This window comes from Promicromonospora sp. Populi (assembly GCF_041081105.1).
Lineage (GTDB): Bacteria > Actinomycetota > Actinomycetes > Actinomycetales > Cellulomonadaceae > Promicromonospora.
Map to the genome: position 1 here is coordinate 1,184,697 of NZ_CP163528.1, position 18,479 is coordinate 1,203,175.

The following is an 18,479-nucleotide window of genomic DNA, read 5'->3' on the forward strand; positions in this document are numbered from 1 at the left end:
GCCCACACTGGCCCCACAACGGGCGATGTCGCCGCAGACACGTCACTGTCGACACCAGGAGGATCGCCATGCCCCTGCCCCTGTCCCATCCCCTGTCGCTGGACGGCAAGGTCGCGGTCGTCACCGGGAGCGGCCGCGGGCTCGGGCTCGCGTACGCCTGCGAGCTCGCCCGGCGCGGCGCGTCCATCGTCGTGAACGACGTCGACAAGGAGCTCGCCGACCAGGCCGTCGCGACGGTGCTGGCCGCCGCGAGCGAGGCGGGCTGGGATCTAGGCACGGAGACGAGCGAGCCGGCGGGCGCCCCCCGCGCCGTCGCCGTCGTCGCCCCTGTCGGCCCCACCGCTACGGCGCAGGAGCTTGTGCGTACCGCCGTCGAGACGTTCGGGCGCCTCGACATACTGGTCACCAACGCCGGCGTCCTGCGGGACGCGGTGCTCTGGAAGATGTCCGACGACGACTTCGACACCGTGGTCGACGTGCACCTGCGCGGCACGTTCACCTGCGTTCGCGAGGCCGCCATCCGGTTCCGGGAGCAGGGCGACGGTGGCCGCATCATCTGCATCGGCTCCCCCACCGGCCAGCGCGGCAACTTCGGCCAGACCAGCTACGCGGCGGTCAAGGCCGGCATCGTCGGGATGGTCCGCACGTGGGCCATGGAGCTGGCCCGCGCAAAGGTGACCGTGAACGCCGTCGTCCCGGTGGCCGCCACGGCCATGACGGACAGCGTCCCGCTCTTCAAGCAGCTCGCCGACGCCGCGGCCGGCGGCGCGGAGACCAGCGGCGCGGAGGCGCAGGGTGCGGAGGATCGCGGTGCGGACCTGCGCTCGTACGCCCGCCGCACCCTGGGCTTCGGCACGCCCGACGACGCGGCGGGCATCGTGGCCTACCTGGCCTCCGACGCCGCGGCGGACGTCACCGGGCAGGCGATCGGCGTCGGCGGGGACCGGCTGGCGCTGTGGACGCACCCGACCGAGGCGGCCGTGGCGTTCACCGACGGCGGGTGGTCCGCCGATGCTCTGGCGGAGGGGTTCGGCGCGGTCTTCGGCGGGGTGCTGCAGACCGTCGGGCAGGAGCTCCCGGCCCCGCCCGAGCACAGCGCGCCGCAGGCGGACAGCACACCGGCGGCGGACACGGCGGAGCGCCAGCCGGCGCGCACACCGGAGCACGGCGCCGAGAGCCGCGCGTCATGACTCGCTACGAGTGCGCCGTCGACCCAGCCGGACTCGACGCGATCGACCTCCATGTGCACGTGGAGAAGGACCACCTCGGGCACCACAGCCTCCCGGGCGAGGTGATCGAGGCGGCCGCGCGATACTTCCGGGCGCCCACGGACCGGCTCGACATCGACGAGACCGCCGCCTACTACCGTGAGCGCCACATGGCCGCGGTCGTGTTCACCGTGGACGCCACGACGGCCCTCGGACACCCGCCCAACAATCTCGAGGACCTGGTGGCGGGCGCCGCCAGGAACAATGACGTGCTCATCCCGTTCGGGTCCGTGGACCCGCACGGGCCCGACCCGGTGGCCGCCATCCGGTACCAGGCCGAGGCCCTGGGTGTCCGGGGGTTCAAGTTCCACCCCTCGCTGCAGGACTTCGATCCGTCCGACGCGCGCTGGGCGCCCCTGTGGTCGGCGGTCGAGGAGCTGGGCCTGCCGGTCATCGTGCACACCGGCCAGACCGGGATCGGCGCGGGTATGCCGGGTGGCGCCGGGATCCGGCTGGAGCTGTCCAACCCGATGCTGCTCGACCGGGTGGCGGCCGCCCACCCGCACCTGACGATAGTGATGGCGCACCCGTCCGTGCCGTGGCAGGACGAGGCGATCGCCGTAGCCACGCACAAGGCCAACGTGCACATCGACCTGTCCGGCTGGTCCCCGAAGTACTTCCCGCCGCAGCTCGTGCGGCAGGCGGGCAGCCTGCTCCAGGCCAAGGTGCTGTTCGGCAGCGACTTCCCGCTGCTCGCACCGGACCGATGGCTGACCGACTTCGCGGCGCTGGACCTGAAGGACTCCGTCCGGCCCAAGATCCTCAAGGAAAACGCGGTGCGGCTCCTCGGACTGGCTGACGCCGGCACCGGCTCTCGCGCCAGCTCCGGCTCCAGCTCCGGCACCGGCAGGCGGGCCGGCGATGCGTGACCTCGGCATCGGTTCCCTCCCTGCGCGGCGCGCGAAGAACGCGGGCGCGCGCACCGCCGTCGTGCATGGTGCCGAGCGCTACACGTACGCCGAGCTGGAGCGGCGTACCCGCTGTCTCGCGAACGCGCTGCGCGCCGCAGGCGTGCGGCGCGGCGACCGCGTCGCCTACGCGGGCTTCAACCATCCCGCGCTGCTGGAGACGTTCTTCGCGACGGCGCGGCTCGGTGCGGTGTGGGTGGTCGTCAACCCGCGGCTGTCACAGGCCGAGATCGAGGTGGTCCTGACCGACTCCGGCGCGAGCATGGTGGTCCACGGCGCCGAGCTCGCGGCTCATGCCGCCGCCCTGGCACCCCGACTGGACGGCGTGCGCTGGGTGAGAGTGGGGTCCGACTACAGCACGTTCCTGGCCGGCGGTTCCGACGACGTCGTCGACGAGCCCGTGACGTGGGACGACGACGCGCTGATCATGTACACGTCGGGCACCACGGGTCGGCCCAAGGGTGTCACCCACACCCACGGGTCGCTGCTGTTCCAGTACTTCGGGGCCCTGCTGGACACCGACCTGGTGCGCGACGAGGTGTATCTCGCGGTCGCCCCGCTGTTCCATGTGGCGGGCCTGAACACGCTCGCCCTGCCCACGTTCCTGAAGGGCGGCACGCTGGTGATCCGCCCGGCGTTCCGGCCTGCCGACACGCTAGCGGCGATCACGGAGCACCAGGTCACCGCTCTGTTCGCGGTGCCGACGATGATGGAGCAGATGGCGGCCGACCCGTCGTTCGCGGCGGCCGATCTGGCCAGCCTGCGCAGTGTGCTGGTGGGCGGGTCTCCCCTGTCGCACCGGATGCTGCGCGCCTGGGGGGCCAAGGGGGTGCAGGTGCAGCAGGGCTTCGGCACCACCGAGACCGCACCGGGGGTGTTCCTGCTGCTGCCGGAGGACTCGGAGCGCAGACCCGGGTCGGCGGGGCTGGAGCAGTTCTGGGCCGAGGCACGCATAGTTCTGCCCGACGGCGGGAGCGCCGCGCCCGGCGAGACGGGCGAGGTCCTGGTTCAGGGTCCCAACGTGATGCGCGGCTACTGGAACCAGCCCGACGCCACGGCCGAGGCCATCCGGGACGGCTGGTATCACACGGGCGACCTGGGCAGCTACGACGAGGACGGCTACGCCTGGATCAAGGACCGGCTCAAGGACATGTTCATCTCCGGCGGGGAGAACGTGTACCCCGCCGAGGTGGAGAACGCGCTCCTGGACGTGCCCGGGGTGGCCGAGGCCGCGGTGGTCGGCGTGCCCGACGAGCGCTGGGGCGAGGTGGGCCACGCGTTCCTGGTCCGGGCCGCCGGCGCGGGGCTGACCGAGGCCGCCGTGCTCGCTGCGCTGGACGGGCGCCTGGCCAGGTACAAGCTCCCGAAGCACGTGACCTTCACCGACACGCTGCCCCGCACGGCAACGGGCAAGCTCCGCAAGCACCTGATCACCCCCGCCATCGACCCTGATGAGATCCGCCCCGACGAGGAGACGACCAGATGACCGCTCAGACCTCAGCCACTACCGTCGCGCTGGCCGACCTGCCGTCGCTCGTCGGCACCACCCTCGGCCCGTCGTCATACCGTGCGGTCACGCAGGAGCAGGTGAACCTGTTCGCCGACGCCACCGACGACCACCAGTGGATCCACACCGACCCGGAGAAGGCGAAGGACGGTCCGTTCGGCGGCCCGATCGCGCACGGGTACCTGACGCTCTCGCTGCTCATCCCGCTCACCGAGCAGATCCTGGAGGTCACCGGCGTCACCACCAAGGTGAACTATGGGCTGGACCGGGCCCGCTTTGTCTCGCCAGTCAGGGTGGGCGCCCGGGTGCGTCTCGTCTCGGTCGTCCAGGACGTCGCCGAGGTCAAGGGCGGCATGCAGATCACGCTGGACTCCACCGTGGAGATCGAGGGGTCCGAGCGGCCCGCGGTCGTGGCGACCACGCTGTTCCGCTTCTACGCCTGAGCATCGGCCAGGTGTGGGCGGGAAACGCAAGAGCAGGCCCGCACGGCACACATGACGGGTGTGGGACCACCGCGGCCCCCACATTCAGCCCGGAGGACCACGATGAACACCAACGAGAACGGCGACCCCGGCGTGCCGGGCCAGGACGTGCAGGGCCAGGACGAGGCGTTCGAGCTGCCGGCCGCCGCCGACCCTGCCGCGGGAGCGGCGGGCCAGCTCGCGGACGACGCCGGCGCGCCGGTGCCCGGCGACGAGCTCGCCGCGCGGCGTGCCCGGCGTCGGACCCGATGGATCGGTGGGGCCGCCGCGTTGGCCCTCGTCGCCGTCGGGGGCGGCGGGTACCTGGCGGGCGCCGCGGGGGCCGGTGGCCCCGACGGCATGGGCGAGAGCACGGCCGAGGCGCCGATCATGCTGGACGCCCAGGTCGGTGCGGCGGACTCGCTCGGCGCCGATTCGGCGGCCGAGCCGCTGCCCGGACCGACAGCGGCAACGGACAGGGGTATGGCGGCCGAGAGTGCCGATCAGAAGTCGTCGTATCCGTACGGCTTCTGGGGCCGCACGGTGTTCCACGCGGGTGCCGGCCTGTCGACGTCGGGCTCGGAGGCCGAGGCGTTCGGCCTCGACCCCGCCGGGGTCCTGTCGGCCGAGACGGCGCGCCGTGTGGGCGACACATTTGGTGTTTCCGGGGAGCCGCGCCAGGAGGGTGGTTCCTGGGGGGTCGGCCCGGCCGACGGCAGCGGCCCGATGGTCCACGTCTACGCGGACGGCTCGGGGAACTTCGACTTCTACGACCCGGCGCGCGACCCGTGGTCCTGCCCGCTCCCGGACGAGGCCGAGCCGGGTACGACGAGCGAGGGTGGCACCGACAGCTCGGAGATCCTCCCGGCCCCGGACTGCCCGACCGTGACGCCCGACGCTGCCCCGGCCGTGGACGACGCCGTCGCGGCGCTGCGGGACGTGATAGACCGCCTCGGCGTCGACCCTGCGGGCTTCGAGCTGGAGGCGGGCGAGTCGTACGAAGGCGACCCGTGGCGCTACGTCACGGCGTGGCAGGTGGTCGAGGGGCAGCGCACGGGGCTGTCGTGGAGCGCGTCGGTGTCGGCGTCCGGCATCGCGAACCTGTCCGGCTTCCTCGCGGAGACGATCTCGCTCGGCCAGTACCAGGTAGTGAGCGAGGCCGAGGCCGTGGAGCGCCTGGGTGACCCGCGGTTCGGCGCCTCGGGCGGCATGATCGCGCAGGCGGCGGACGCCCGCGCCGCACTGGAGGGTGACACGGCCAGCAGCGACATGATGCCCGCCCCGGACCCGACGGTGCCCGCCACCCCGACCCCGGGCGCCCGGATCGCCTGGCCGGTGACTGACGTGACGATCACGTCGGGCCGTCTCGGTGTGGCGCAGCAGTACATGCCGGACGGCACGGTGCTGCTGCTCCCGGCCTACGAGCTCCAGGACGCCGACGGCAATGTCTGGCCGGTCCTTGCGGTCGCCGAGGACGTGCTCGACTTCACACCCTGATCAGAGCAACCGACCGAAGTCACGGACGGTCGCGCGCAAGCCGCAGGTCATTGCCCCGACGCCTCGTTTGGTGTTAGGTAAGCCTTACCTGACCTGGTTGACGAGCGGATGGGCGCGCGACCGGCCGGGGTGACCTGGGAGGACTACGTGACGGACAACCGAGCCGGTGGAACGAGCTGGCACGACGGCGGGCGGCGCCCCGCGGACGAGTACGACAGCGGGTGGCCGCTGCACCTGCTCCTGGCAGGCGACATCCACGACGCGCCCCAGCTCCGGGAGCTCCTGAGCAGCATCCCGGACCACGCCTACGGCCAGGTGTACGTGGAGGCCGCGACCACGGGCGGGCAGGAGAGCTCTAACTCGGACGTCTGGGACCTGCCGAGGGGCATGAGCCTGACCGTCCTGCGCCGCTCGCCGGGCACGCACCGGCCGCGCCGCGGCGAGCTGCTGGCCGCCGCGGTCTCCGCGTGGGCCACCGAGTGGCTGTCCGCCGACCCCTGCGCGTGCACCTGCGCGTGCGCTGGCTCCGGGCCGTTCGCCCTGTGGATCGGCTGCGCCGCCAGCCCCGCCGTCGAGGATCTCTGCCGCAGCCTGAACGACCGACTCGACGTCGCACCGGTGCACGTGCACCGACCCGAACACTGACCCGGGGGCGCAAGCCGGTGAGATTAGCGCCAGCCGTCAGGCAGGGTGCAGTTCGTAGAAGCGCCAGAGGCGCTGCAGGTCCGCGGGGATCTCGGAGCCGGGGTAGGCCGCACGTTCCGTGAACCCGCGCGACTCGTAGAGCCGGTGCGCGTCCGTCATGAAGCGGTTGCTGTCGAGCCGGATCGTCCGCGCCCCGAAGTCGTCGCGGGATCGTGTCAGCAGCCAGTCCAGCATCTCCGCTCCGAGGCCGGCCCCGCGGTGCTCCGGGCGCACGAACATCCGCTTGAGCTCGACGACGACGCCGTCGACGCCGTCGATGCCGTCGTCCAGCACCCGCAGCGCCGCGACCCCGGCGGGCACGCCGTCGACCTCGGCGAGCGCCAGCAGGCCCATGGGCAGGCGGAACTTGTCGAGCGATGCGGCTGTGTGCTCCGGCTCCATCTCCATGGCGAACCCGTAGGTGGCCTCGAAGGTCGCGAGCGCCCACGTCATGTACTCGGTCATGAGCTGGAGCACCGGTGCGTCGTCGAGAGTCGTGGCTTCGCGGACGCGTGAGTCGGTCATGCCGCCATCATGCCCTCGCTCACCGACGAACCAGGAGTGCGTGTGCCAAGATCGGCCGGTGCAGATCCGCATGTTCGGACCGTTCGAGGTCCGGCTCGACGACGGCATCGCCGTCGACCTCCCGGGCACGCGGCTGCGTACGCTGCTTGTCGCCCTTGCGCTGAACCCGGGCCGGGTGGTCCCGAAGGCGACGCTGGTCGACTGGATCTGGGGTGAGCACCCGCCCGCTGAGGCGGCGAACGCCCTGCAGCGCCTGGTGTCCCGGCTGCGGAAGGTGCTGCCGGACGGCGCGGTCGAGGGCCAGGCGGCCGGCTACCGGCTGCTGGTGGAGCCCGACGACGTCGACGCCGTGCGGTTCGAGCGTCTGGTCGGCCGGGCGCACGGCCAGGAGGTGGCCGTGCGGGTCCGGCTGCTGCGCGAGGCTCTCGTGCTGTGGCGGGGCGCGGCCATGCAGGACGTCGAGCAGGAGGACGGCGCGGCGTTCCGGGCGGCGGTCACCCGGCTGGAGCGGCTGCGCCTGACCGCCATCGAGGACCGGCTAGACGCCGAGGTCAGCCTCGGGCACGGCGGCGAGCTGGTCCCGGAGCTGACCGATCTGGTGGCCGAGCACCCGGTGCGCGAGCGCCTCGTCGCCACGCTGATACGCGCCCTGGCAGCGGCCGGGCGCGACTCCGAGGCGCTGCTCGTGTTCCAGCGCACCAGGGAGAACCTCGCCGGTGCGCTCGGCGTCGACCCCTCCCCCGAGCTGTCCGCCCTGCACGTGGCGCTGCTGCGCGGCGAGCTGCGCAGGCAGGACGAGAGCCCGCGGACCAACGTCCGGGCCGAGCTGACCAGCTTTGTCGGCCGGGACGCCGGCGTCGTGATGGTGCGCGAGCTGGTCACCGAGCACCGGCTGACCACCCTCGTCGGCCCGGGCGGGGCCGGCAAGACCAGGCTGGCCACGGAGGCCGCCCGCTCACTGGTCGGTGACCTGCCGGACGGCGCCTGGCTGATCGAGCTGGCGGCCGTCGGCACAGCGGGAGGCGCAGCGGGGGACGCAGCGGGGGGCGCAGCGGGCGACGTGGCACAGGCGGCGCTCACCGGGCTCGGGCTGCGGGACGCACTGCTGGGCGAGGCGCAGAACGTCGAGCCGACGGACCGGGTGGTCGCCGCCGTCCGCGAGCGCGAGATGCTCCTGATCCTGGACAACTGCGAGCACGTGATCGAGTCGGTGGCGAAGTTCGCCGACCGGGTGCTCGGCGAGTGCCCCCGGCTGCGCATCCTGGCCACGAGCCGGGAGCCGATCGGCATCACCGGTGAGGCGCTGTGGCACGTCCTGCCCCTGGCCCTGCCGGGTCCGGACGCCGGCCCGGCCGAGATCGAGTCGGCGGCGGCCGTCCGGCTGCTGCGCGACCGCGCGCACGCGATCCGCCAGGACCTGGCAGTCGACGCCGGTGCGCTGGCGACGATGGCGCGGATCTGCCGGGCGCTGGACGGGATGCCGCTGGCCATCGAGCTGGCCGCCGCCAGATTGCGCACCATGTCCCTCGACCAGCTCGCTGGCGGGCTCGACGACCGGTTCCGGCTGCTCACCGGCGGCAGCCGCACGGCGCTCCCCCGGCACCGCACGCTGCGGGCCATGGTCGACTGGAGCTGGGAGCTGCTCAGCGACGCCGAACGAACGGTCCTGCGCCGCCTCTCGGTGTTCTGGGGCGGGGCGAGCCTGGAAGCGGCCGAACGGGTCTGCGTGGGTGACGCCGTCGAGCAGGACCAGGTGCTCGACCTGCTCACCGCCCTGACCGAGAAGTCGCTCCTGGTCGCCGACGGCGACGGCGCGCCGCGCTACCGGCTGCTCGGCACCATCAAGGAGTACGCCACCGGTCGCCTGGCGGAGGCGGGCGAGTCGGAGCTGGCCCGCCAGGCGCACCTGGCCTGGTTCACCGACCTCGCCGAGACCGCGGACCCGCACCTGCGTCGTGCCGAGCAGGTGGACTGGCTCGCGATCCTCGACGCCGAGCACGACAACATCCGTGCGGCGATGCGCGGGGCGCTCGCGGCCGGCGAGGCGTCGGCGGCGATGCGGCTCGCGGCGTACACGGGCTGGTACTGGTGGCTCAGCGGGCAGCGGGGCGAGGGCTTGGAGCTGATCACCGCGGCCACCGAGCTGCCTGGCGAAGTGCCCGACGAGATCCAGGCAATGGTGTACGGGCTCGTTGTGCACTTCATGGTCTCCGGGCTGGGCGACGTGAACCTGGTGCCGGACTGGATCCACCGGGCGTACCGGCACGTCGAACGCGGACCGAGCGGGCACCCGCTCCTCGGCTTCATCGTCCCGCTCGAACGCATGCTCACGGCGCCGGACGAAGTTGCGTCCGCGTGGGAGTCGCTGCTGGAACACGAGGACCCCTGGGCGCGCGCACTGACCCGGCTGCAGCTCGGCAAGATGCGGATCATGACCGGCCAGGACGCACAGGAGGCAGACCGGTATCTCGAGGCGGCGCTCGCCGAGTTCCGGCCACTGGGCGAACGGTTCGGGATCTCGTTCGCTCTGTCCGAGCTCGCGGAGCGCCTGGCCCTGCGCGGCGAGCTCGCCGACGCGTGTGAGCACTACGAGCAGGCGATCGCGGCGGTCACCGCGGTCGGTGCCGCGGACGACGTCATCCGCATGCGGTCCCGACAGGCGCAGCTGCGGTGGCTGCTGGGCGACGAAGAGGCGAGCGTGGCCGCCATGGCCGAGGCCGAGCGGTGCGCCGAGCAGGTCACCTGGCCGGGTTCGCTGGCCATCCTGGCCCTCGCGCAGGCGGAGCTCGCGCGCTGGCGGGGTTACCCGGAAGAGGCCACCCGGCACCTCAGCGCGGCTACGGCCTGGTTCGGCGACACCGCCGAGCAGCCGAACATCCGCGCGCTGCTGGACGACCTCTTGGGCTACCTGGCCGACGACCTCGACCAGGCCCGCGCCCACCACGACGCGGCCTGCCGGTTGGCGGCACAGACAGGGCAGGCGCCCCTGACCGCGCAGGTGCTCGTCGGGGTGGCGGACCTGGCGCTGCGCCGCGACCGGCCCGAGCAGGCCGCGCAGCTGCTCGCGGCGAGCATCGCCGTGCGCGGACTGGCGGACCAGTCCCGCCCGGACACCGCCCGGATCGAGCGGGAGGCACGCAGCCGCCTCGGCGGGGAGGGGTTCGCCGCGGCGGCCCGAGCGGGCGCGGGGACCAGTTGGGACGAGCTGGTCGAGGTCGCGCTCACCCGGTGAAGCGACTGGTCGCGTTGGGCCGCAGGATCGCGCGACCGTCAGATGACACCGAGGATCACGGCGATGGGACCGAGCGTCGCCAACAGCAGGGTGGTGCCGACGTGCATCCCGATCGACAGCCGGATGTCCTTCAGCTTCCAGACGAGCCAGGGCCCGGGGAGGAAGAAGATCACGCGGGACAGGAACACCCACGGCGACCAGAGGTGGTAGAGCGAGAAGAGGACAGCGCTGAGCACCGGCGCCCAGCCGCCCAGGTGGGCGAGGCGGGGCATCAGGAACCCGCGGAAGTAGTACTCCTCGATGAGCGGCAGCGCGAACCCGGTGAACGGGAGGCAGATCAGCAGGGTGATGAGCATGACCGTGCGGCTGTACCCGTCGAGGTAGGTGGTGGCGCTGCCGCCGGCGCCATCAAACGGGAGCCACGTGAAGAAGGCCTCGTAGACGGCGTTGTCAACGACCGTGAGGGCGGTGGACACACCGAGGAACCACACGATGAGAACGGCAACGATGGCGACGAGCCTGCCGCGCGGCACTGGCTTGTCCAGGTAGCCCAGCACGGGGCGCAACGAGTAGCGGCCGGTGCGCTTGCGGCCCAGCCAGAGCAGGCCGAACAGGATCGGGAAGAGCACGATCGCCAGGGCGATCGCCCAGCCCAGCAAGGACGGGTAGTTGATCGCCCGCATGAGGGGCTGCACAAGGAGCAGGTAGACGGCGACGATCAGGACGCCGGGCACGAGGTGCAGCGCGATGGACAGGGGCAGGGAGTGGCGGTCGGCGAGCAGCAGCTCGACGACCCGGTTCGGTCGATTCTCTGGTCGAGTGGCTTCCGCCGGGGCGGTGGGCCGCTGTGTGTTCTCCATGCCTCGATATTGCCTAGGGCCACGAACACGGCGCTGACACCACGCTGACACGGCGTGCAGGCCCGTATCACCCGCGAGTTCCCGCGACTCCTGACGAACAGTGCAATTATTGCCCTGCCACGCAAAAGCGGACACTAGGCACAGAGGGGGCAGGTCGCGTGCTGAGCGCGGGGGAACGCCGGGCTGCCATCGCGATGCTCCGCTCGGTGCTGTCCAGCCTGGCCTCCGGCAAGGTTGCCGAACCCGCCGCCGCGCCCGCCACCCCAGCCGCACCCGCCGCCCCACCGCCCGCCACCGCGGAGCGCCCGGTCCGTGGCCGAGCCGTGAACCAGCCCGAGTGTCGATCCACCCGCGCCGCCCTGCACGACTACCTCTTTGGGCGCCTGCTCCCCCACCGCCGACGTCGCCTCGAGAAGCACCTGGACGGCTGCACCGAGTGCATCCGTTCGTTCATCGACGTCCGCGAGGAGTCCTGGGCGCTTCGCGAGCTGGGCCAGCACCTTGTCGCCAACGGCCACCGGGGCGGTCGACACCGCCTGACGCTGCGCCGCTACGTGCTGCTGGCTACGGGCGCGAGACCTGCAGCAACACGCTCGACCAGCCGCGGGCGCTGACTGCGTAGCTGACGCACAATGGGCGGCAACATCTCGCACTGCGGACCGCCGGCGCCAGGAGATCGTACCCACGGGACGATCGCTCAACCCGCGTTGCCAACTTTTGGGAGGGCTCGATGCCGGTGACCTGCAAGGATGTCGCGGTGCTCTCCTTTGGCGGCGCTCCGGCCCGTTCGATCGGCGGCGGCTCGTGACCCGGGTGGCCGTCGTGGGGAGCGTCAACCTCGACCTCGTCGTGAGTGTCGACCGGCTGCCCGCGCCCGGCGAAACAGTTCTCGGCCACGACGTCGAGTACCGCCCCGGCGGCAAGGGCGCCAACCAGGCTGTGGCCGCCACCCGGTACGGCGCCGACGTCGGCCTGTTCGCCGCGATCGGAACCGACGGGTTCGGCGACCAGCTGCGGACAGCGCTGGCCGGCCACGGGCTGCCGACGTCGTTCATCACGGTCGACGAAACGCGGCCGAGCGGCGTCGCACTGATCCAGGTTGACTCCCGCGGGGAGAACTCGATCACAGTCGCTCCAGGCGCCAACGCAGGGTTGTCCGACGACGACCTGGCGGCGCTGCCCGCCTACCTAGAAGGTGCCGACTGGCTGCTCGTGCAGCTGGAGGTACCGCTGGCCACGGCGCTCGGTGCGGCCCGGGTCGCGCACCGGGCCGGGGTGCCCGTCGCGACCAACGCCTCACCGCTGCCGTCCGGGCCGACGCCCGAGCTGACGTCGCTGCTGGCGCTCACGGACCTGCTGATCGTCAACGAGACCGAGGCGCAGGCCCTCATCGGTGCGAATGCCGACAAGGTTGCAAGCCCCGGCGCGGACTGGGTGGGGACCGCCCGGGCCCTGCTCGCGCTCGGGCCGCGCACCGCCGTCGTGACGCTCGGCCCCGAGGGCGCCGTCGCGGTCACGGCGGACGCCGTTGCGCACCTGCCCGCCTTTCCCGTCGAAGCCGTCGACACGACTGGCGCAGGTGACGCGTTCTGCGGGGCCTTGATCGTCGAGCTCGCCGACGGCGCAGCGCTGGCCGAGGCGCTGCGCCGTGCCTGCGCCGCCGGCGCGCTCGCGACCACGCGGGTCGGCGCCCAGGATGCGGCCCCCACCCGGTCCGAGGTCGACGCCATGCTCGCCTTGGACACCAAAGCCTCCACGGACTAGCTACCGGCGGAAGGCCCACCGGGCGAGCGTCTTGTCTGGCGGGGGCGCATGCCCCCGCCAGACACGCCCGGCTAGGCCTGGCGGAGCACGACGTCGATCCGGGGCTCGTCCGCGGTCGTCGGCCAGTCCAGCCCCACGGTGGCCTCGGACTCGATGACGACGGCGGCCGGCTCGGGCGCGGCGCCCTTCCACCGCAGGGTGTTCGACCGGGCCTCGACCTGCCGGACGCCGTACAGCTCGGCCAGGAGCGGCTCCTCCAGCTCGATCACGTTACGTTCGAGCCGCACGGTCCCGTGCACGGGCGGTGCGTTCGGGATGGTGCCCGGCACGATCTGCAGCACACCCGCCGTCACGCCGCTGAACGTGTTGTCGGCGATCAGCACGTCCCGCACGGGGCCAGACTCCCACCAGAAGGTCGTGTCGCCGGCGATCTGGATGACCGGCATGGTTATCCCGTCGAACGTGCACCGCTCGATGCGGACCGGCTGGCGGGTGGTCACGAGGATCGCGCGCGTCGGGACGTTCCGGAAGGTGCAGTCGGTGATCGTGACCTCGGGCGTGCGGGTCGTGTTCTCGGCCCCGAGCTCCTCCGTCTCCGCCAGGGCCCGCACCGCTGCGGGCAGCTCGGACCCGAGCCGCACGACCATCCGGTCCAGGGCGTGGTCGTGGTCGCGCCCGGTCGGGCCGTCCACCTCGACCACCACGTCCTCGAAGACGGTCTCCATGGTGTCGCGCCGGACGAGCTCGATCCGGTCGCCCGGCGCGTACTGCGGAAAGCCGGCCGTCTGGTCGTGCCGGTACTCGAGCGCGAGCCGGTCCGCCTCGGGCGAGCCGGCGACGGCGAGATACGCGCCGTGGATGTTGATCGGGTCGTCGTGCGGCCCGTCGAACTCGCAGTCGGTGATCGTCACCCGCCCGCTCATCCCCGAGGTGTTCACGAAGTCGGCGAACCCGCCCGTGACCCGGCCGGTGCCGGCGGGCGGGCGGAACACGGTGCGGTTGATCACCAGGTCCTCGCTGTTCTGCCCGACCAGCCCGAACCCGTGCAGGTACCGGATCCGCAGGTCCTCGAACGTCACGTCGGCGGAGTCGAGCACGAGCATGCCCGGGTGGTCCCGCTCGATGTCGCGCAGCTGGTAGACGATGCCGCGGTCCGACGGCGCCTCCGCCGTCCGGTAGGTGACGCGGAACCGGCGCTCGTCGACCCGCTCGATGCTGTCGACGTCGTCGAACACTGGACAGTGGTCCCGTCGGGTCCGGCGGGTCCGCGGGTCGTAGACCTGGCTGTATTGCAGCCCGTCCTGCCCGGACCAGTACGGGAGCCCGTCCACGGGCGACGGGTCGGACTGCCATTCGACGTGCGTGCCGTCGACCTCGAACGGATTTGTCGCCGGGACCGACAGCAGGCGCCATGCGCGCCCGCCCTCGACGCCGGCGCCGTCGACCCCGGTGTCCTCGACCCCCGCGTCCTCGACCGTCACGTCGATGACGGTGGGTACCGCCCAGTCCACCTCGAGGCCGCGGACCGTTACGTGCCGGCTGTCGATGATCGCGAGCGCCGTCTGCTTGCCGTGCAGCATGAGGGTCGCGCCGTCGGCGACGATCTCCAGGTCGGTCACGCCCTCGACGAGCAGGCCGATGGTCTTGATCCGGTAGTCGGGGTCCGCACCCACGGTGTTGGTGACGTAGAGCTCGCGCTTCTCGGCACGCTCGGGCCACACGTCGTACCGGCCGGGGGGCAGGAGCAGCTGGGTCCCGGGGCCGGCGGCCCGCACCGCGGCGAGCGCCGCGCGCAGGGCGTCTGCGGTGTCGTGACCGCTGTCCGGGACGGCGCCGTGGTCAGTGACGTCGATCGTTGTCATCGGTCGCACCTCATCGTGCTCTGCATGGTTGGTCCTCTCAGGATCATGCTGGATCATGCTGCGAACCCCGGGGCTCGCATAACGATTGTCATCGGATGACTGGCCCTCACAGGAGCCGGTCCTGTATAACATGAAAACGGAAAGTAATGAACGGAAGGCGAAACTTATGGCGCTCAGCGTTGAGCACCCCAACTCCTCCAGACGCCTAGCGGTCGGATCTTTACCAGCTCGCCGAGCTAGTAGAGCTGGCCGGAGCTGGCGCCGCTACTGGCAGCTCTACCTCCTGATGCTCCTGCCCATCGCCTGGTTCATCGTGTTCAAGTACGTGCCGATGGCCAACGCGATCATCGCGTTCAAGTCGTACAACGTGGTCGACGGCATCTGGGCGAGCCCGTGGGTCGGCTTCGACAACTTCACGGCACTGTTCAGCAACCCCGTGTTCCCGAGGCTCGTCGGCAACACGTTCCTGCTCGCCGGCTACACCCTCCTGGCGAGCTTCCCCCTGCCGATCATCCTCGCGCTGGCCCTCAACGAGGTGCGCAACCGGTTCTTCAAGCGCACCGTCCAGATGGTCACCTACGCCCCGTACTTCATCTCGACGGTCGTCGTCGTCTCCATGACGATCCTGCTCCTGTCTCCCCAGGTGGGCCTGCTCGGGCGGACGATCAGCGCGTTCGGCATGGGCCAGGTCGACCTGCTCGGCGACGCGGACTTCTTCCGCCACATCTACGTCGCGTCCGACGTCTGGACGACGACCGGCTACTCCGCGGTCATCTATCTCGCGGCGCTCGCGAGCGTGGACACCACGCTCTACGAGGCGGCGCGGGTCGACGGCGCGAACCGGCTGCAGAAGATCTGGCACATCGACCTGCCGGCCATCCGGCCCACCGCGGTGATCATCCTCGTCCTGGGTGTCGGCAACATCATGGCGATCGGGTTCGAGAAGGCCTTCCTCCTGCAGAACCCGCTCAACCTCTCGACGTCCGAGATCATCGCGACCTACGTGTACAAGACCGGCCTGCTCAACGCGAACTTCAGCGTCGCCACGACCGTCGGCCTGTTCAACGCGGTCCTCAACCTCGCGCTCCTGCTGGGCGTCAACGCCATAGCGAAGCGCCTGACAGGAAGTGGTCTCTGGTGAGCGCCCCTGTGCCTGGCGTCGGTACGATCGCCGCCACCTTCGACGACGACGTAGCCCCCATCACCCGCGTGCGCCGGCGCATGCCGGAGACCGGGAGCGACCGCACCTTCCTGTTCATCGTCTACGCCGTGCTCATCGCGTTCCTGCTGGCCGTCGTGCTGCCGCTCCTGAACATCGTGGCGAGCTCGCTCAGCGATCCCGTCGCCGTCTCCGCGGGCGAGGTGCTGTTCTGGCCGGTGGACTTCACGCTCCGCGGTTACGAGACGGCGCTGAGCAATCCCGAGGTCATCAGGGGCTTCCTGAACTCGGTGTTCTACACCGTGGTGGGCACCGTCGTCAGCGTGGCCGGCACCGTGGCGATCGCGTACCCCCTGTCCCGGTCCGGGCTGTTCGGCCGCGGGGTCATCACGGGCGGCATCGTCTTCACCATGCTGTTCAGCGGCGGTGTGATCCCGACCTACCTCGTGGTGCAGGAGCTCGGCCTGCTCGACACCCGGGGCGCGCTGATCCTGCCGCAGGCCATCGGCGTCTGGCAGGTCATCATCGCGATGGTCTTCTTCCGCACGGCGGTACCGGACGAGCTCTACGAGGCGGCGCAGCTCGACGGCGCCAGCGAGCTGCGGATCCTGTGGACCATGGTCCTGCCGCTGGCCAAGCCCCTGATCGCCGTCATCGCGCTGATGTACGCGATCGGCCAGTGGAACGCGTACTTCGACGCGCTCCTGTACCTGCGCGACGAGTCGCTGCAACCACTGCAGCTCGTGCTGCGCAACATCCTGATCCTCAACGACCAGGGCAGCGGCAACGTAGCCGACCAGGTGCAACGCCAGACCATGGCCAACCTCCTCAAGTACTCGCTTGTCGTGATCTCGACCATCCCGATGATGATCGCCTACCCGTTCGTCGCGAAGTACTTCACGAAAGGGCTCCTGGTCGGCGCGGTCAAGGGCTGACCGGCCGGCCCCGCCTGCGGGGACCACAAAACCACCTCAACGAAGAGACTCAACGAAGAGAGATGAGAAAGAACGTGATTCACAACAGATCGGTTCGCACCAGGACAAGGGCAGCGGCCGCAACGGCCGTCGTCGCGCTCGCCGCACTCGTGGCCGGCTGCTCGGGGTCCTCCGGGGAAGAAGACAACGGACGGTTCGTCGTGTTCTCGCCGCAGCAGACGGGCAGCGACCTCGCCACCAACGCGTACACGGAGCAGGTCGCCGAGGAGCTCGACCTCGACTTCGAGTGGCAGACCACCACCTACGACAGCGCGGCAGCCGCCGAGAACCGGCAGGTGTCCCTGGTCGGCGGCGACTACCCCGACGCCTACCTGCTCATCGACTGGGTAGACGCCTTCACGCGCGCCGAGCTGCTCAGGTACGGGCAGCAGGGCGTCGCCTTGCCGCTCAACGACCTCATCGCCGAGCACGCCCCGAACATCACGGCGGCGATGGAGGCCGAGCCGGAGTGGGCGGAGGCGCTCTACGCACCCGACGGGAACATCTACGGCATCAGCCGCTGGGACGAGTGCTACCACTGCAGCTACCCGGCCAAGCTCTGGATGAACAGCACCTGGCTGGACGAGCTCGGCCTCGAGCAGCCGACCACGACCGACGAGTTCCGCGACGTGCTGCGCGCCTTCAAGAACGACGACCCCAACGGCAACGGCGAGGCCGACGAGGTGCCGCTGAGCGGCTCGGTGGACACCTCGATCATCCCGTACATCATGAACGCGTTCACCTATGCGCCGATCGGTGGGGACGGCTCGCCGGGGCCGCTCGCGCTGAACGGTGACCAGGTCGTGATGCAGGCGGTCACCGACGAGTGGCGCGAGGGGCTGGAGTTCATCAACTCGCTCTTCGACGAGGACCTCGTCGACGCCGCCGCGTTCAGCCAGAACGCCGAAGCGCTCCTGAGCCTGGGCAATAGCAGCAACGGCGTGGTCCTGGGCGCCGGCCCCGGCCTGCACCCCGGCGTCATCGTCACGATCGACCAGGAGGACGGGCGGGACCGGCAGTACGACGCCGTGCCGCCGCTGACCGGCCCCGAGGGTTGGAGCACGACCTCCGGCAACTCGAGTGTCAACCCCCTGTCGATGTTCGTCCTCACGAACAGGGCCACCGAGGAGGAGCAGGTGAAGGCGATCCAGATGATGGACGCCCTGTACACCGATGAGGGCAGGCTCGCGGCACAGTGGGGTCCTGAGGGCGTCGCCTGGGAGCCGGCCTCGGGCGACGACGAGGCCCTCGACCCCGAGCTCGAACCCAGCTTCGAGGCCTTGCCGTACGAGGACACGCAGAACCTCGCGTGGCGCTCGCTGGCCCAGTACTACAACCCGGCGGAGTTCCGTAACGCACAGGTTGTCGCCACGGACAGCTACACCCTCGCCGGTTACGAACGGCGCCTGTTCGACGCGACCGAGCAGTACGCCCCGTTCGCCCCCGAGGAGGACACCGTCTTCCCCTACTACAGCCTCTGGCCCGACCTGGAGACCTCGGCGGAACTTGCCGAGGTGCAGACCAACATCACCTCGTACATCACGCAGGCGAACGCCGAGTTCGCCACGGGCCAGCGGGACGTGACCGACGACGCCGAGTGGGACGCCTACCTGTCCGACCTCGACGGGCTCGGCCTCGCCCGGTACCTCGAGCTGTGGCAGGAGCTGTACGACGCAGCCTGAGCTAGCTGTCCGGGCCGTTCGGCCCGCCTCTCACCCTGGTCCGCGGCTTGGTGCCGCGGGCCAGGGTGCTTTGTTTGCCGGGCTGGCGTAACTGTA

Annotated in this window: 15 protein-coding genes; 12 read left to right on the plus strand and 3 right to left on the minus strand. The window is 71.1% G+C overall.

Annotated features, from left to right (window positions below):
- The first annotated feature begins 92 nt into the window (after window positions 1-92).
- The 6 genes from AB1046_RS05355 (at window position 93) to AB1046_RS05380 (ending at window position 6,286) form a co-directional block, all read left to right on the plus strand.
- The gene (locus AB1046_RS05355) at window positions 93-1,190 is read left to right on the plus strand and encodes an SDR family NAD(P)-dependent oxidoreductase (RefSeq protein WP_369375576.1); all 1,098 of its coding nucleotides are present in this window, start codon (window positions 93-95) and stop codon (window positions 1,188-1,190) included.
- Entirely contained in the window at window positions 1,187-2,137 is a 951-nt protein-coding gene (locus tag AB1046_RS05360) for an amidohydrolase family protein (protein ID WP_369373099.1), read from the plus strand. The genes AB1046_RS05355 and AB1046_RS05360 overlap by 4 nt, the downstream gene beginning before the upstream one ends.
- Window positions 2,130-3,662, plus strand: coding sequence for a long-chain fatty acid--CoA ligase (locus AB1046_RS05365; RefSeq protein WP_369373102.1), 1,533 nt, complete (start codon window positions 2,130-2,132; stop codon window positions 3,660-3,662). Before AB1046_RS05360 ends, AB1046_RS05365 begins: the two co-directional genes overlap by 8 nt.
- Window positions 3,659-4,126 carry a MaoC family dehydratase gene (locus tag AB1046_RS05370; RefSeq protein WP_369373104.1) on the plus strand — a complete coding sequence of 156 codons (468 nt, stop codon included), beginning with the start codon at window positions 3,659-3,661 and terminating at the stop codon, window positions 4,124-4,126. The genes AB1046_RS05365 and AB1046_RS05370 overlap by 4 nt, the downstream gene beginning before the upstream one ends.
- Before the next feature lie 102 nt (window positions 4,127-4,228).
- A complete protein-coding gene (locus tag AB1046_RS05375; protein ID WP_369373106.1) occupies window positions 4,229-5,641 on the plus strand; it encodes a hypothetical protein in 1,413 nt (470 codons plus the stop codon).
- Window positions 5,642-5,788: 147 nt separating this feature from the next.
- Entirely contained in the window at window positions 5,789-6,286 is a 498-nt protein-coding gene (locus AB1046_RS05380; RefSeq protein WP_369373109.1) for a hypothetical protein, read from the plus strand.
- Window positions 6,287-6,322: 36 nt separating this feature from the next.
- Here the strand turns inward: AB1046_RS05380 and AB1046_RS05385 are convergent, their stop codons facing one another.
- A complete protein-coding gene (locus tag AB1046_RS05385; RefSeq protein WP_369373111.1) occupies window positions 6,323-6,850 on the minus strand; it encodes a GNAT family N-acetyltransferase in 528 nt (175 codons plus the stop codon).
- Between the two features lie 58 nt (window positions 6,851-6,908).
- Here AB1046_RS05385 and AB1046_RS05390 point away from each other — a divergent pair, with 58 nt between their 5' ends.
- On the plus strand, window positions 6,909-10,082 hold the full coding sequence (locus AB1046_RS05390; RefSeq protein ID WP_369373113.1) for a BTAD domain-containing putative transcriptional regulator: 3,174 nt from the start codon (window positions 6,909-6,911) through the stop codon (window positions 10,080-10,082).
- Window positions 10,083-10,120: 38 nt separating this feature from the next.
- On the opposite strand, the gene AB1046_RS05395 is transcribed toward AB1046_RS05390, so the two are convergent.
- Window positions 10,121-10,942, minus strand: coding sequence for a CPBP family glutamic-type intramembrane protease (locus AB1046_RS05395; RefSeq protein ID WP_369373116.1), 822 nt, complete (start codon window positions 10,940-10,942; stop codon window positions 10,121-10,123).
- Between the two features lie 158 nt (window positions 10,943-11,100).
- Here AB1046_RS05395 and AB1046_RS05400 point away from each other — a divergent pair, with 158 nt between their 5' ends.
- Window positions 11,101-11,556 (plus strand): zf-HC2 domain-containing protein, encoded by a 456-nt coding sequence (locus AB1046_RS05400; RefSeq protein WP_369373119.1) that lies wholly within the window; start codon window positions 11,101-11,103, stop codon window positions 11,554-11,556.
- A gap of 190 nt (window positions 11,557-11,746) precedes the next feature.
- Window positions 11,747-12,706 (plus strand): ribokinase, encoded by a 960-nt coding sequence (locus tag AB1046_RS05405; RefSeq protein ID WP_369373121.1) that lies wholly within the window; start codon window positions 11,747-11,749, stop codon window positions 12,704-12,706.
- A 71-nt stretch (window positions 12,707-12,777) separates the two neighbouring features.
- Here AB1046_RS05405 and AB1046_RS05410 read toward each other — a convergent pair whose 3' ends face one another.
- A complete protein-coding gene (locus tag AB1046_RS05410; protein ID WP_369373123.1) occupies window positions 12,778-14,568 on the minus strand; it encodes a hypothetical protein in 1,791 nt (596 codons plus the stop codon).
- A gap of 286 nt (window positions 14,569-14,854) precedes the next feature.
- Here AB1046_RS05410 and AB1046_RS05415 point away from each other — a divergent pair, with 286 nt between their 5' ends.
- The 3 genes from AB1046_RS05415 to AB1046_RS05425 all read left to right on the plus strand — a co-directional run bounded on the left by AB1046_RS05415 (window position 14,855) and on the right by AB1046_RS05425 (window position 18,383).
- Complete coding sequence (locus tag AB1046_RS05415; RefSeq protein ID WP_369373126.1) at window positions 14,855-15,709, plus strand: ABC transporter permease; 855 nt, start codon at window positions 14,855-14,857, stop codon at window positions 15,707-15,709.
- Window positions 15,706-16,662 carry a carbohydrate ABC transporter permease gene (locus AB1046_RS05420; RefSeq protein WP_369373128.1) on the plus strand — a complete coding sequence of 319 codons (957 nt, stop codon included), beginning with the start codon at window positions 15,706-15,708 and terminating at the stop codon, window positions 16,660-16,662. The genes AB1046_RS05415 and AB1046_RS05420 overlap by 4 nt, the downstream gene beginning before the upstream one ends.
- A 74-nt stretch (window positions 16,663-16,736) precedes the next feature.
- Window positions 16,737-18,383 carry an ABC transporter substrate-binding protein gene (locus AB1046_RS05425; protein WP_369373130.1) on the plus strand — a complete coding sequence of 549 codons (1,647 nt, stop codon included), beginning with the start codon at window positions 16,737-16,739 and terminating at the stop codon, window positions 18,381-18,383.
- Window positions 18,384-18,479: the final 96 nt, after the last annotated feature.